This is a genomic window from Streptomyces sp. NPDC041135 (genome assembly GCF_055592085.1).
The window spans coordinates 15901-30523 of sequence record NZ_JBVIYZ010000013.1 but is presented as its reverse complement, the minus strand read 5'-3'; the positions used below and the strand labels follow the sequence as shown (position 1 = coordinate 30523).

The 14623-nt window shown below is 70.9% G+C and carries 10 protein-coding genes; 4 read left to right on the top strand and 6 right to left on the bottom strand.

Annotated elements, in window-relative coordinates; translation table 11 throughout:
• The first annotated feature begins 8 nt into the window (after positions 1-8).
• The 4 genes from nuoL to recQ all read left to right on the top strand — a co-directional run bounded on the left by nuoL (position 9) and on the right by recQ (position 7506).
• A complete protein-coding gene (nuoL, locus tag ACZ6CZ_RS26305) occupies positions 9-1955 on the top strand; it encodes an NADH-quinone oxidoreductase subunit L (protein WP_469025735.1) in 1947 nt (648 codons plus the stop codon).
• Positions 1956-1960: 5 nt separating this feature from the next.
• A complete protein-coding gene (locus tag ACZ6CZ_RS26300) occupies positions 1961-3559 on the top strand; it encodes an NADH-quinone oxidoreductase subunit M (RefSeq protein WP_469025733.1) in 1599 nt (532 codons plus the stop codon).
• Entirely contained in the window at positions 3556-5205 is a 1650-nt protein-coding gene (gene nuoN / locus ACZ6CZ_RS26295) for an NADH-quinone oxidoreductase subunit NuoN (protein ID WP_469025730.1), read from the top strand. The genes ACZ6CZ_RS26300 and nuoN overlap by 4 nt, the downstream gene beginning before the upstream one ends.
• Before the next feature lie 270 nt (positions 5206-5475).
• Positions 5476-7506, top strand: coding sequence for a DNA helicase RecQ (gene recQ / locus ACZ6CZ_RS26290; RefSeq protein ID WP_469026000.1), 2031 nt, complete (start codon positions 5476-5478; stop codon positions 7504-7506).
• A gap of 69 nt (positions 7507-7575) precedes the next feature.
• Here recQ and ACZ6CZ_RS26285 read toward each other — a convergent pair whose 3' ends face one another.
• From ACZ6CZ_RS26285 to ACZ6CZ_RS26260, 6 genes are read right to left on the bottom strand one after another with little or no spacing between them, the layout of a single operon-like run.
• A complete protein-coding gene (locus ACZ6CZ_RS26285; protein WP_469025728.1) occupies positions 7576-10353 on the bottom strand; it encodes a fumarate reductase/succinate dehydrogenase flavoprotein subunit in 2778 nt (925 codons plus the stop codon).
• Positions 10354-10364: 11 nt separating this feature from the next.
• On the bottom strand, positions 10365-11153 hold the full coding sequence (locus tag ACZ6CZ_RS26280; protein ID WP_469025726.1) for an ABC transporter ATP-binding protein: 789 nt from the start codon (positions 11151-11153) through the stop codon (positions 10365-10367).
• Positions 11137-12051 (bottom strand): ABC transporter permease, encoded by a 915-nt coding sequence (locus ACZ6CZ_RS26275; protein WP_469025998.1) that lies wholly within the window; start codon positions 12049-12051, stop codon positions 11137-11139. The genes ACZ6CZ_RS26280 and ACZ6CZ_RS26275 overlap by 17 nt, the downstream gene beginning before the upstream one ends.
• A gap of 11 nt (positions 12052-12062) precedes the next feature.
• Complete coding sequence (locus ACZ6CZ_RS26270; protein ID WP_469025723.1) at positions 12063-13406, bottom strand: ABC transporter substrate-binding protein; 1344 nt, start codon at positions 13404-13406, stop codon at positions 12063-12065.
• Between the two features lie 14 nt (positions 13407-13420).
• Entirely contained in the window at positions 13421-13648 is a 228-nt protein-coding gene (locus ACZ6CZ_RS26265) for a 4Fe-4S dicluster domain-containing protein (protein ID WP_010986276.1), read from the bottom strand.
• Positions 13649-13681: 33 nt separating this feature from the next.
• Positions 13682-14473 carry a GntR family transcriptional regulator gene (locus ACZ6CZ_RS26260; protein WP_469025720.1) on the bottom strand — a complete coding sequence of 264 codons (792 nt, stop codon included), beginning with the start codon at positions 14471-14473 and terminating at the stop codon, positions 13682-13684.
• Between the last annotated feature and the right edge of the window lie 150 nt (positions 14474-14623).

Below are 14623 nucleotides of genomic sequence, written 5' to 3'. Positions count from 1 at the left end.
GAAGAATCGTGGAGAACCTGATCGCGCTGCTCATCGCGGCGCCCCTGCTCGGAGCGGCCGTCCTGCTGGTCGGCGGTCGGCGCCTGGACGCCGTCGGCCACTGGCTCGGCACGCTGCTGTCGGCCACCTCCTTCGTGTTCGGGGTGATCCTCTTCGCCGACCTGCTCGGCAAGAATGCCGAACACCGCACGCTGACCCAGCACCTGTGGACGTGGATCTCCGTCGGCAGCTTCCAGGCGGACGTCACCTTCCGCCTCGACCAGCTGTCGATGACGTTCGTGCTGCTGATCACCGGCGTCGGCTCGCTGATCCACCTGTACTCGGTCGGGTACATGGAGCACGACGAACGCCGCCGCCGCTTCTTCGGCTATCTGAACCTGTTCCTCGCGGCGATGCTGCTGCTCGTCCTCGCCGACAACTACCTCCTGCTGTACGTCGGCTGGGAGGGCGTCGGCCTCGCCTCGTACCTGCTGATCGGTTTCTGGCAGCACAAGCCCAGCGCCGCCACGGCCGCGAAGAAGGCGTTCCTGGTCAACCGCGTCGGCGACATGGGCCTGTCGATCGCGATCATGCTGATGTTCACCACCTTCGGCAGCTTCGCCTTCGGACCGGTCCTCAGCCACACCGGTGACACCTCCGAGGGCAAGCTGACGGCGATCGGCCTGATGCTGCTGCTCGCCGCCTGCGGCAAGTCGGCCCAGGTGCCGCTGCAGTCCTGGCTCGGGGACGCGATGGAAGGCCCGACCCCGGTCTCGGCCCTCATCCACGCCGCGACGATGGTGACCGCGGGCGTCTACCTGATCGTCCGCTCCGGAGCCATCTTCAACGCCGCGCCCGACGCCCAGCTCGCGGTCACCGTGGTCGGCGCCGTCACACTGCTGTTCGGTGCGATCGTCGGTTGCGCGAAGGACGACATCAAGAAGGCGCTGGCCGGCTCGACGATGTCACAGATCGGCTACATGGTGCTGGCGGCGGGCCTCGGCCCCATCGGCTACGTCTTCGCGATCATGCACCTGGTCACGCACGGCTTCTTCAAGGCCGGGCTGTTCCTCGGCGCCGGTTCGGTCATGCACGGCATGAACGACGAGGTCGACATGCGCCGCTACGGCGGCCTGCGCAAGTACATGCCGATCACCTTCGTCACCTTCGGCCTCGGCTACCTCGCCATCATCGGCTTCCCGTTCCTGTCCGGCTTCTACTCCAAGGACGCGATCATCGAGGCGGCCTTCGCCAAGGGCGGCACGCAGGGCTGGATCCTGGGCAGCGTGGCCCTGCTGGGCGCGGCGATCACCGCCTTCTACATGACGCGCGTGATGCTGATGACGTTCTTCGGAGAGGAGCGTTGGAAGAACCAACCCACTCGCTCTCCCGAGGCGCCGAGCGCGGAGCCCGCGGCCGAGCACCGGGGCGAGCACGCCGAACCGCACCCGCACGAGTCGCCGGGTGTCATGACGATCCCGATGATCGTCCTGGCCGTCGGCTCGGTCTTCGGCGGCTTCTTCTTCAACCTGGGCGACCGCTTCCTGCACTGGCTGGAGCCGGTCACCGGGCACAGCGAGGGCGACTCCCCGGTCAGTGCGTGGACCGTCACCGGCGCCACCCTGGTCTGCCTGGTCGTCGGCGTCGCCATCGCCTGGGCCCAGTACGGGCGCAAGCCGGTCCCGGCCGTCGCACCGCGCGGCTCGCTGCTCACCCGCGCCGCCCGGCGCGACCTGCTCCAGGACGACTTCAACCACGTCGTCCTGGTGCGCGGCGGCGAACACCTCACGCGCTCCCTGGTCTACGTCGACCACACCCTGGTCGACGGCGTCGTCAACGGCACCGCGGCCGGCTTCGGCGGCCTGTCCGGGCGCCTGCGCCGCGTCCAGAACGGCTTCGTGCGCTCCTACGCGGTCTCGATGTTCGGCGGCGCGGCACTCCTGGTCGCCGCGACCCTGCTGATGAGGGCGGTCTGATACCGATGTCCTTTCCTCTGCTGACAGCGACAGCGGCGCTCCCGGCCGTCGGGGCGGTGGCCACGGCCGCCGTACCGGCCGCCCGGCGCGACGCCGCCAAGTGGCTGGCGCTGCTGGTCTCGCTCGCCACGCTCGCCCTGGCGATCATCGTCCTGGTCCGTTTCGACCCGGACGGCGCCCGCTACCAGCTCACCGAGTCCCACGCCTGGATCAAGGACTTCGGGGTCAGGTACGAGCTGGGTGTGGACGGCATCGCGGTGGCGCTGATCGCCCTGACCGCTCTGCTCATCCCGTTCATCGTCCTCGCGGGCTGGCACGACGCCGACCCGGAAGAGACGGGCAACAAGCGGTGGCGGCCGACACAGGGCTACTTCGCGCTGATCCTGGCCGTCGAGGCGATGGTGATCATCTCCTTCGCGTCCACCGACGTCTTCCTCTTCTACGTCTTCTTCGAAGCCATGCTGATCCCGATGTACTTCCTCATCGGCGGCTTCGGTGACCGTGCCCATGGCTCGTACCGGTCCGCCGCGACCGCGGAGCGGGGCGACGAGGCGGCGGCGACGCAGCGGTCCTACGCGGCCGTGAAGTTCCTCCTCTACAACCTGGCCGGCGGTCTGATCATGCTCGCCGCGGTGATCGGCCTGTACGTGGTCGCCGGGAACTTCAGCCTCCAGGAGATCGCCCAGGCCCGGGCCGACGGCACGCTGCACATGGCGACCAGCACCGAACGCTGGCTGTTCCTCGGCTTCTTCTTCGCCTTCGCGGTGAAGGCGCCTGTGTGGCCGCTTCACACCTGGTTGCCCAACGCCATGGGTGAGGCCACCGCACCGGTCGCGGTGCTGATCACCGCGGTGGTCGACAAGGTGGGCACCTTCGCGATGCTCCGCTTCTGCCTCCAGCTGTTCCCGGGGGCCAGCAAGTGGGCGACGCCCGTCATCCTCGTACTGGCGCTGATCAGCATCGTCTACGGGGCGCTGCTCGCCGTCGGGCAGCGTGACATCAAGCGGCTGGTGGCGTACGCGTCGATCTCGCACTTCGGCTTCATCGTCATGGGCATCTTCGCGATGACCAGCCAGGGCCAGTCCGGGGCGACGCTGTACATGGTCAACCACGGCATCTCCACGGCGGCGCTGATGCTGGTCGCGGGCTTCCTGATCTCCCGGCGCGGCTCGCGGCTCATCGCGGACTACGGCGGTGTGCAGAAGGTCGCCCCGGTGCTCGCCGGCACCTTCCTGATCGGTGGCCTCGCCACCCTCTCGCTGCCGGGGCTCGCGCCCTTCGTGAGCGAGTTCCTGGTGCTGGTCGGTACGTTCACGCGCTATCCGGTGATCGGCATCATCGCCACCTTCGGCATCGTCCTGGCCGCGCTCTACACGCTCGTCCTCTACCAGCGGACGATGACGGGACCGGTGAGGCCGGAGGTCTCGGCGATGCCCGACCTGCGCGCGCGGGAGCTGCTGGTCGTCACCCCGCTGATCGCGTTGCTGATCTTCCTGGGCGTCTACCCGAAGCCCGTCACGGACATCGTCAACCCGGCGGTCCGGCAGACCATGTCCGACGTACACAAGCAGGACCCCAAGCCTGAGGTGGAGGCGGCCAAGTGAGTGCAGCAGCCGTCCACAGCCTGTGGACAACCGCGGCCGACCCGATCTCGAAGATCGACACGCCGAAGATCGAATACGGGCAGTTGTCGCCGATCCTGATCGTCGTCGGCGCGGCCCTCGTCGGAGTGCTGGTCGAGGTCTTCGTCCCGCGCCGGTCCCGCTACTACGCGCAGGTGTTCCTGTCCGTCGTCGCGCTCTGCGCCGCCTTCGCGGCGGTCGTCGCCCTCGCGGCCGACGGATACGGCACGACGAAGGCGCACATCGCGGCGATGGGCGCGATCGCGGTCGACGGACCCGCACTGTTCCTGCAGGGCACGATCGTGCTGGCCGGCCTGGTCGGCCTGTTCACCTTCGCCGAGCGGCGGCTGGACCCGGCCGCCCACGGCAACCGGGTCGACTCCTTCGCCGCCCAGGCGGCGTCCGTACCCGGCAGCGACAGCGAGAAGGCGGCCGTCCGGGCCGGCTTCACCACCACCGAGGTCTTTCCGCTGCTGCTGTTCGCGGTCGCGGGCATGCTGGTCTTCCCCGCGGCCAACGACCTGCTGACCCTGTTCGTGGCCCTGGAGGTCTTCTCCCTCCCGCTGTACCTGCTGTGCGCGCTGGCCCGCCGCAAGCGGCTGATGTCGCAGGAAGCCGCGGTCAAGTACTTCCTGCTCGGCGCCTTCGCCTCCGCGTTCACCCTCTTCGGCATCGCACTGCTGTACGGCTACGCGGGCTCGGTGTCCTACGCGCGCATCGCGCAGGTCGTCGACGGCTCGGTCACCAACGTCGATCCGGCGCTGGCCGACACCATGGGCAACGACGCGCTGCTGCTGATCGGCGTCGCGATGGTGGTGATGGGTCTGCTGTTCAAGGTGGGCGCGGTGCCGTTCCACATGTGGACGCCCGATGTCTACCAGGGCGCTCCGACCCCGGTGACCGGCTTCATGGCGGCGGCGACGAAGGTGGCGGCGTTCGGCGCACTGCTGCGGCTGCTGTACGTCGTCCTGCCCGGCCTGCGCTGGGACTGGCGACCGGTCATGTGGGCCGTGGCGGTCGTCACCATGCTGGGCGGCGCGATCGTCGCGATCACCCAGACGGACATCAAACGACTGCTGGCGTACTCGTCCATCGCGCACGCCGGGTTCATCCTCGCGGGTGTCATCGCGACCTCGAAGGACGGCGTGTCGTCCGTCCTGTTCTACCTGGCCGCCTACTCGTTCGTGACGATCGGCGCGTTCGCCGTGGTCACGCTGGTCCGGGACGCGGGCGGCGAGGCCACCCACCTGTCGAAGTGGGCGGGGCTCGGCCGCCGCTCCCCGCTGGTGGCGGCCGTGTTCGCGGTGTTCCTGCTGGCCTTCGCCGGCATCCCGCTGACCTCCGGGTTCGCCGGGAAATTCGCCGTGTTCAAGGCCGCAGCGGAAGGCGGGGCGGCCCCGCTGGTCGTCGTCGGTGTGATCTCCTCGGCGATCGCCGCGTTCTTCTACATCCGGGTGATCGTGCTCATGTTCTTCAGCGAGCCCCACCCGGAGGGCCCGACGGTGGCCGTGCCGTCGCCGCTGACGATGGCGGCGATCGGGATCGGCGTGGCCGTGACCCTGGTGCTCGGTGTGGCACCGCAGTACTTCCTGGACCTGGCCGGCCAGGCCGGAGTGTTCGTGCGCTGACCTGCGGTTCGTGACACACGGCCATACGACACGCCGCTGCCCGGCACCCCCGTCAGGGGTGCCGGGCAGCGGCGTGTGCGCCACCACCGCTCCCGGCGGTCCCCCTCGGCCGCTCTTCCTGCCAGGTCCGGCCACGGTGCGAAGGCAGCGGAACGGAAGCGAAGCAGAAAGGAAAGCAGGACGGGCAGCCTGTGGATAACTCCGGCGCTGTCGGCGCGGGCGCCTATCGTGGACGCAGTGGTCGAGGGACGACGGACGGGGGACACGACGATGGGCGGGACGGGCGGGATCATCGAGATGCCAGGGATGACCGACAGCGAGGCGCTGGCCACGCTGAACCGGGTCTTCGGATACGACGCCTTCCGCGGCGAGCAGGAAGCGGTCATCGAGCATGTCGTGGCGGGCGGCGACGCCGTCGTCCTCATGCCCACCGGCGGCGGAAAGTCGCTGTGCTACCAGATTCCTTCCCTGGTCAGACCGGGCACCGGCATCGTCGTCTCCCCGCTCATCGCCCTGATGCAGGACCAGGTCGACGCCCTGCGCGCCCTCGGCGTGCGGGCCGGTTTCATGAACTCCACGCAGGACTTCGACGAGCGGCGTGTGGTCGAGGCGGAGTTCCTGGCGGGCGAGCTGGACCTGCTGTACCTGGCACCGGAGCGGCTGCGCCTGGACTCCACGCTCGACCTGCTGTCCCGGGGCAAGATCGCGGTCTTCGCGATCGACGAGGCGCACTGCGTCTCCCAGTGGGGCCACGACTTCCGGCCCGACTATCTGGCCCTCTCCCTGCTGGGCGAGCGCTGGCCGGACGTACCGCGGATCGCGCTCACGGCGACCGCCACCCACACCACGCACCAGGAGATCACCCAGCGGCTGAACATGCCGACGGCCCGCCATTTCGTGGCGAGCTTCGACCGGCCCAACATCCAGTACCGGATCGTGCCCAAGGCCGACCCCAAGAAGCAGCTGCTCGCCTTCCTGAAGGAGGAGCACCCGGGCGACGCGGGCATCGTGTACTGCCTCTCGCGCAACTCGGTCGACAAGACCGCGGAGTTCCTCTCCCGCAACGGCATCGAAGCGGTGCCGTACCACGCGGGCCTGGACGCGGGCACCCGCGCGGCGCACCAGTCCCGGTTCCTGCGCGAGGACGGCCTGGTCGTGGTGGCGACCATCGCCTTCGGCATGGGCATCGACAAGCCGGACGTGCGGTTCGTCGCCCACCTCGACCTGCCCAAGTCGATCGAGGGCTACTACCAGGAGACGGGCCGTGCCGGCCGCGACGGCCTGCCGTCGACGGCCTGGATGGCCTACGGCCTGAACGACGTCATACAGCAGCGCAAGCTGATGCAGTCGGGCGACGGCGACGAGGCCTTCCGCCGGCGGGCCGGCGCCCACCTGGACGCGATGCTCGCCCTGTGCGAGACGGCCCGCTGCCGTCGCGGACAGCTGCTCGCCTACTTCGGCCAGGACCCGGACCCGGCGGGCTGCGGCAACTGCGACACCTGCCTGACACCGCCGGAGACCTGGGACGGCACGGTCGCCGCGCAGAAGGTGCTGTCGACGGTGGTGCGGTTGCAGCGCGAGCGCGGGCAGAAGTTCGGCGCCGTACAGATCGTGGACATCCTGCTCGGCAAGCGCACGGCCAAGGTGATCCAGTTCGACCACGACCAGCTGTCCGTCTTCGGCATCGGTGAGGAACTGACCGAGGGCGAGTGGCGGGGCGTCATCCGGCAGCTGCTGGCGCAGGGCCTGCTCGCCGTCGAGGGCGAGTACGGCACGCTGGCGCTCACCGAGGCGAGCGGGGCGGTGCTGCGGCGCGAGCGGGAGGTGCCGCTGCGCAAGGAGCCCAAGAAGCCGGTGACCTCACGGTCGGGCTCCGCATCCGGCCGGAGCGGCGACCGCAAGGCCAAGGCCGCAGCGGCCGAACTGCCCGGCGACCTCCTGCCCGCCTTCGAGGCACTGCGCGCCTGGCGTGCCGAGCAGGCCCGTGAGCAGGGCGTCCCGGCCTACGTCATCTTCCACGACGCCACACTGCGGGAGATCGTCGCCCGGTGGCCCGGCTCGATGGGCGAGCTGGGCACCGTCGGCGGCGTCGGCGAGAAGAAGCTCGCCACCTACGGTGAGGGCGTGCTCGAAGTGCTGGCCGCCCTGGACAGCCCGCCGGCCACCGCATCGGCCCCGGCCGGCGCATCCGCCCCCGGTTCCGCCACGGCCGCCGCCACCTCCGCCGCGCCGGGCGCCGACCCGGCGGACGACCACTGGCCCGAGCTGGACATGGAGCCGGCGGAGGACGACTGGATATAGGGGCAGCGCGCCACCCTCACCGGCCGCGGCACCCAGCGCTGCCGCGGCACCCGTGACGGTCGTACCGGCTTACAGGGCCCGGGCCGCGTAGGCCCTGACGTCCGCGTCCGAGTCGGTGGTCGCCGTGGCCAGGGCGGCGCGGGCCTCGTCCGTGCGGAGCCGGGTCAGGGCCAGGACCGCCGCCTTGCGGACGTCGGCGTTCGCGTCGGCGAGAGCCTTCGCGAGGGCGGGGACGGCCGTACCGGAGGACGCCGCGGACAGGGCCGTCGCGGCCCCGGAGCGGACCTGCCACGCCGGATCGGTCAGCGCGGCCACGGCACGCACGGCGAGCGGAGCCGGGCAGCCGACGGTGGCCAGGGCCCCGAACGCCGCACCGCGCACCAGCGGGTCGGCGTCCTCGGTGAGGATGTCCAGGGTGCCGGTGAGGCGCGGCAGGTCCGCTGCGGTGAGGGAGGCCGGGCTGACGGCGGCCAGCGCCCGGGCCACGGTGACCCGGACCTCCCGGGCGGGATCGGCCGCCGCACGCGCCAACGGCGCCACCGCGTCGACCGAGACCAGCGCGCGTACGGCCTCGATGCGCACGGCGATGTCGGCGTCCTCCAGTGCGGCGGCGAACAGACCGGCGTCGCCCAGCCGCAGGGCGCGCAGCACATCGAGTGCGGCGGCGCGGACGACGGGGTCGGCCCCGGTGAGCGCACCGGCGAGGGCGGTGCCGAGGGCCGGTTCGGGCGGCAGGGTCTCGACGAGTTCGCGCAGCGAGGCCGCGGCGCCCGCGCGTACCCCGGCGTCGGGATCGCCGAGCGCACCGGCCAGTGCCTGCCCGGTACCGGCAGGCAGCGTCTCGGTGAGGACGGAGACCGCCGTCCGGCGCACCGAAGGGTCGGGATCGACCAGGTAGGGCTCGACGAGGGCGAGTTCGGGCTCCGCCTCGGCCAGTTCGAGCAGCTCCACGAGCCGGGGCGAGGCAGGGGCCCGGTGGCCGCTGTCCGTGGATGCGGTCCCGCGCGTGGAGGCGGGTCCGGTGGCGACCGGCGCCACCTCCCGTGGCCCGGCCGTGGCCACGTCCTCCGCACCGACCTCGCCCAGTGCCCGGGAGGGACCGCCGACCGGCGCGAAGCCTTCCACCGGAACCAGATAGGGAGCCACGGGACGGACCGTGAACTCCATCGCATCAGAGGGGGACTTGTGCAGATCGAGGTGGTAGAACCAGGAGTCGTCGTCGCGCCGGGGATGGTCGGTGCGGTCGTGGTAGAGGCCCCAGCGGGACTCGGTACGGGCCAGGGAGGCGCGGGCGGCCATCTCCGCACAGTCGCGGATGAAGCCGACCTCGGCGCACCGCATCAGCTCGTGCGGGGTGCGGGCACCCATGGCGGCGATGTCCTCGCGCATCCGCTCGAACGCCTCCAGGGCGAGGGAGAGCCGGGCACCGGACTTCGGCGGGGCTACGTAGTCGTTCACGAAGCGGCGCAGCTTGTACTCGACCTGGGGCTGCGGCGGGCCGTCCGGATGACGCAGCGGGCGGTAGATCAGCTCGTGCGCCTCCCGCAACTGCTCGGCGGGAAGCTCTCCTTCGTACGCCGTGTACTGGGCGGCGTCGGCGCCCGCGAGGTCACCGAAGACGAACGCGCCGATCATGTAGTTGTGCGGGACGCAGGCCAGGTCACCGGCGGCGTACAGACGCGGGACGGTGGTACGGGCCTGGTCGTCCACACGGACGCCCGAGGCGGAGTGGCCGCCGCACAGACCGATCTCGGAGATGTGCATCTCGACGTCGTGGGTGCGGTAGTCGTGGCCGCGCCCGGCGTGGAAGGTGCCGCGCGTGGGCCGCTCGGTGGAGTGCAGGATGGACTCCAGGGCCGAGATGGACTCCTCGGGCAGGTGACTGAGCTTGAGGTAGACCGGGCCGCGGTCGCTGGCGACCTCGGCCGCGAACTCGGCCATCATCTGACCGGACCAGTAGTCGGAGTCGACGAAGCGCTCGCCGTGCCGGTTGACCTGGTAGCCGCCGAAGGGGTTGGCGACGTACGCGCAGGCCGGCCCGTTGTAGTCCTTGATGAGCGGGTTGATCTGGAAGCACTCGATGCCGGTCAGCTCCGCGCCCGCGTGGTAGGCCATGGCGTACCCGTCACCGGCGTTGGTGGGGTTCTCGTAGGTGCCGTAGAGGTAACCGGAGGCGGGCAGGCCGAGGCGGCCGCAGGCACCGGTGGCGAGGATCACCGCCCCCGCGCGGACGGTCACGAAGGCGCCCGTACGGGTGTGCAGGCCGACGGCCCCGATGGCCCGCCCGTCGTCCGGCGCCGTCAGCACGCGCACCGGCATCACCCGGTTCTCAATACGTATCCGCTCCCGCATCTCACGACGCCGCAACTGCCGGTACAGGACCTTCTTGACATCCTTGCCTTCCGGCATCGGCAGTACGTACGAACCGGAGCGATGCACCTGGCGGACCGCGTACGCGCCATGCTCGTCCTTCTCGAACTTGACCCCGTACGACTCCAGTCGCTGGACCATGTCGAAACCGCGGGTGGCGGTCTGGCGGACGGTGGACTGGTCGACGATGCCGTCGTTGGCCCGGGTGATCTCGGCGACGTAGTCGTCGGGCTCGGCGCGGCCGGGGATGACCGCGTTGTTGACGCCGTCCATGCCCATGGCGAGCGCGCCGGAATGGCGGACGTGGGCCTTCTCCAACAGCAGGACGTTCGCGCCGCGCTCGGCGGCGGTCAGGGCGGCCATGGTGCCGGCGGTGCCGCCGCCGATGACGAGGACGTCGCAGGTCAGCTCCTCGGCGTCGGTGACGGCGGGAATCCGCAGGGAGGGCTGCGCGGGGGCGTTCGCGGGGGAGGTCACCGGGATGCCTTTCAGGTGCCGAGCGAGGTGAGGACGGTGCGGCGCAGGGCCACGCGGGCCGGGTCGTCGACGGCGCCGCGCTCACGCGGGCGCGGAACGTCGCGTACGGCGGTCACGCGACCGGCGCCCAGCAGGGCGACACGGTCGCCGAGGAAGAGGGCCTCGTCGACGTCGTGGGTGACGAAGACGACGGTCGCGCCCGTACCGCGCAACACCTCGACCAGCAGGTCCTGCATGCCGGCACGGGTCTGGGCGTCGAGGGCGCCGAACGGCTCGTCCATGAGGACCGCCCGGGGACTGCAGGCCAGCGCACGGGCCAATTGCGCCCGCTGGCGCTGCCCGCCGGAGACGCGGTGCGGCAACTGCCGGGCCTGGGCGGACAGTCCGACCCGGTCGAGCCAGGAGTCGGCCTGGGCGCGGCGTTCGGAGCGCGGCACGCCTTTGATGGCGAGCGGGAGTTCGACGTTGGCGCGGAGCGTACGCCAGGGCAGCAGCGCGTCCTCCTGGAAGACCAGCGCGCGGTCGGCGGACGGGCCGGTCAGTGGTGAGCCGTCCTGTTCCACCGTTCCGGCCAGCGGCGAAAGCAGCCCGGCGAGGGTGCGCAGCAGTGTGGACTTGCCGCAGCCGGAGGGGCCGACGACGCTGAGGATCTCCCCGGGGGCGACCTCCAGGCCGACGTCGTGCAGGACCGGGGCGTCCGGTCGGCCCAGGACGCAGGCGCGGAGGGTGAGTCCGGCGCCTCGCACGCGGGAGCGTGTCGTCGCGGCGGGCGGGGTGACGGTGTCAGACGAGGTGCTCATCACGCGCCTCCTCCTCGGTGTCGTCGTGGCTCTCGCGCTGGGCCTCGGTCTGGTCCTGGGACTCGCCGTGGGCCTTCACAGCAGCGGGTCCGGCGGCGGTCCCGGAGCTCGGAGTGCGGGCGCGTCCGCCGGGGACGTACGAGGTACGGGGCAGCCAGCGGGTCAGGCGCCGGCCGAGGAGTTCCACGGCCGTGGAGGTGAGCCAGCCGAGGATGCCGATCGTGACCATGCCGACGAACACACCCGGGTAGTTCACGATCGTGTAGTCCTGCCAGGTCCGGTAACCCACCCCGTACTGACCGGAGATCATCTCGGCGGAGATCACACAGATCCACGAGACACCGATGCCGACCGAGAGGCCGCCGAAGATGCCGGGCAGCGCGCCCGGCAGCACCACCGAGCCGAGAATCCGCAGCCGCCCTCCGCCCAGGGTGCGCACGGCCTCCTCCCAGGCGGGATTGAGCGCGCGGACCGCGTGCCGGGTGGAGACCAGCACGGGGAAGAAGGCGGCGGTGCAGGTGATGAAGACGATGCCCTGTTCGTTGGAGGGGAAGAGCAGGATGGCGACGGGGACCAAGGCGATCGCCGGGATGGGGCGGATCACTTCCAGGACCGGGCCGAGCAGGTCCTCGGCGAGGTGGGAGCGGGCCACGAGCACGCCCGTCGCGATACCGAGAACGGCGGCCAGCGCGAATCCGGTGAGGATGCGCGTGAGGCTGTCGGTGAGGTCCGTCCAGTAGTCGTCACCGGAGAGCCGGTCGGCGAAGGTGCGGGCCACGTCGGTGACGGTCGGGAACTGCGAGAACCGCAGCCACAGGTCGAAGTCCCGGCTGGTCAGCAGCTGCCAGAGGCCGAGCGCGGCGGCCAGGGACAGCACCCGCAGCGCATACCGGGTCAGCGGCCGCCGCCTCACGAGACCAGCCTCAGTGCGGCGGTGTAGGACACCGTGTGGGCGCCGTTGTGGGCGGTGACGTAGGCCTGCGCGGTTTCCGGGGCGACGAAGGGCAGCAACCGGTCGCCGTCGGCCACCCAGACGGCCTTGTCGGCGAACCAGAGAGTGCCGGTGGTGGCGTCGGGTACGTATGCGGCGCGGATGTCGTCCTGGTGGTGGGCGACGAAGGCGAGGAGCGCCTTCGGGCTGCTGAAGGCGGTGGTCTTCTCGCTTCCCTCGGCCCACACCTCACTCGCGGCGGGGGCGGGCGCGGCGGCCAGCCGCTCGGCGTAGGAGGCGCCGAGGGCCTTCTTCACGTACTGGTCGTCGACGAACGAGTCCACGTCTATGTCACCGGTCAGCTCAGCGGCCTTCAGGACCGACACGTCCTGCTTCAGGGCGGAGACGAGCCGGGGCTTGACCGCAGGGTCGAAGGTCGCGATGCCGTGCGCGCCGTTGTAGAGGTAGACGACCTCGGCGGGCAGGCCGGTGGCTTCGGCGACCTTCTCGGCGGCGGTGACGGGGTGGGCGTTGAGGTAGTCCGTCGCGTCGGCCTGTGCCTTGAGGAAAGCCCTCAGAACTGCGGGTCGCTGTTCGGCGAAGTCCTCGCGGGCAGTGACGCCGTGGAACGTGGGCAGGTTCAGCTCGGCCCCGTCGTACAGGGCCTTGGCCTTGCCCTGGCGGGCGAGCAGACCGGGCCAGGCGACGAACTGGGACAGCGCGTCCACGCTGCCGGCCGAGAGGGCCGACGCACCCACCGCGGGCTGCTGGTTGAGCTTCGAGATGCCCTTGCCGGGATCGATGCCGGCCCGCTGCAGGGCGCGTACAAGGGTGCCGTCGGCCGCGGAGCCGATGCTCGTGGAGACCTTCTTGCCCTTGAGGTCCTTCAGGGAGGTCAGGGAGGAGTCGGGGGCGGTGACGATGGTGTTCAGGCCGCCGCGCAGGTTGTAACCGGTGACCGACACCAGGTGGGTGGGGCGGCCGAGCTGTTTGCCGCGGGCGGCGTTGAGCAGCAGCGGGAAGTCGCCCATCGAGCCGATGTCGATCTTCCCGGCGGTCATCTGGGCGGTGATCGGGGCACCGGTAGCGTAGTCCTGCCAGTCGACCTTGTAGGTGTGGCCGTCGTGCAGCGCATTGAGCCGCCGCTCGAAGGAGCCGAGGGAGCGCAGGAGCGTGCCGGCGGTGACGGTGTTGATCGTCTTGGACTGGTAGCCGACGGTCACGGTGACCGTGGAACCGTCACCTGCCTGCGCGTCGCCGCCGCAGCCGGACAGGGGGAGCAGGAGTGCGGCGGTGGACAGGGCAACTGCCGTGCGTTTCATGGATGGTCGGCCTCTCACCGGAGCAGATAGGGCATGTTGACCGTGACGGCCCCGGTGGGGCAGCGGGCCGCGCAGGGGCCGCAGTACCAGCACTCGTCGACGTGCATGTACGCCTTGCCGTTGCTCTCGTCGATGGCGAGGGAGTCCAGCGGGCACATGTCCACGCAGAGAGTGCAGCCGTCGATGCACTTCGACTCGTCGATGGTCACGGGCACGTCGGCCCGCTGGGGCGCCAAGGGCATGGCTGTCTCCAGGAAACGTGCAGCAGGAATGGTTTACAGCGACCGGTGGAGCAGGCCGCTCATGGTGATGCGGTCGCCGCGGAAGCGGATGAACTCCAGGTCGACCGGGCGGCCGTCCGCCAGGTGTGTGAGGCGTTCCAGCATCAGGACAGCCGCGCCGCGAGGTGCCTGGAGCACGGCGGCGGAGTGGGCGTCCGCGTTCACCGCCTCCACCGTGATCTCGGCGTGGCCGAGGCGTTGGCCGGTGATGCCCTCCAGGAGGCGGAAGACATCGGTGTTCTCCAGGTCGGCACCGAGCAGGTCGGCGCCGAGGTCGAGCGGGATGTAGGTGAGGTCGAGGGAAAGGGGCAGGCCGTTCAGTCGGCGCAGGCGTTCGATGTAGAGGACGTCGGCGCCGGCCGGGACGCGGAGGCGTTCGGCGACCGGAGCGGGTGCGGGGGCGGGGCCCATGGTGCGGACCTCGTTGGTGACGCGGCCGTGTTCGCGCAGGGTTTCCGCGAGGCCCATCAGCCGGTCGAGCCCGTGCGGGTACTTCTGGGCGACGACCACGGTGCCGACCCCGGGCAGCCGCTCCACCAGGCCCTCGGCGCGGAGCAGGTCCAGGGCCTGGCGGACGGTGTTGCGGGTGGCGCGGTAGTCGGTGGCGAGTGTGGTCTCGTGAGGCAGGGTGCCGCCGGGGAAGGCGCCGACGAGGAGCTGGCGGCGCAGGAGATCCGCCAGTTGCCTCGCCTGGTCCGCACGCAGCCGACGACGCGTGCGGTGGGCGGCGACGGTGGTCGCGGCGCCCTGACCGGCGTGGTCGCGGATGCGGTCGGTGGATGGCATGGCTGAAACCATACCGATGAGGTAGGGAACGGTGTGTTGCGGAAGTGTTGCGCCACCCGGGGGCCCGCGAATCCTGCCGCTGAGCTGGGCGTACTCGAGGCGGCGGGCAAGATCTGCCACCCGGGCGTCACCCCGGCAGCCGGCATGAGA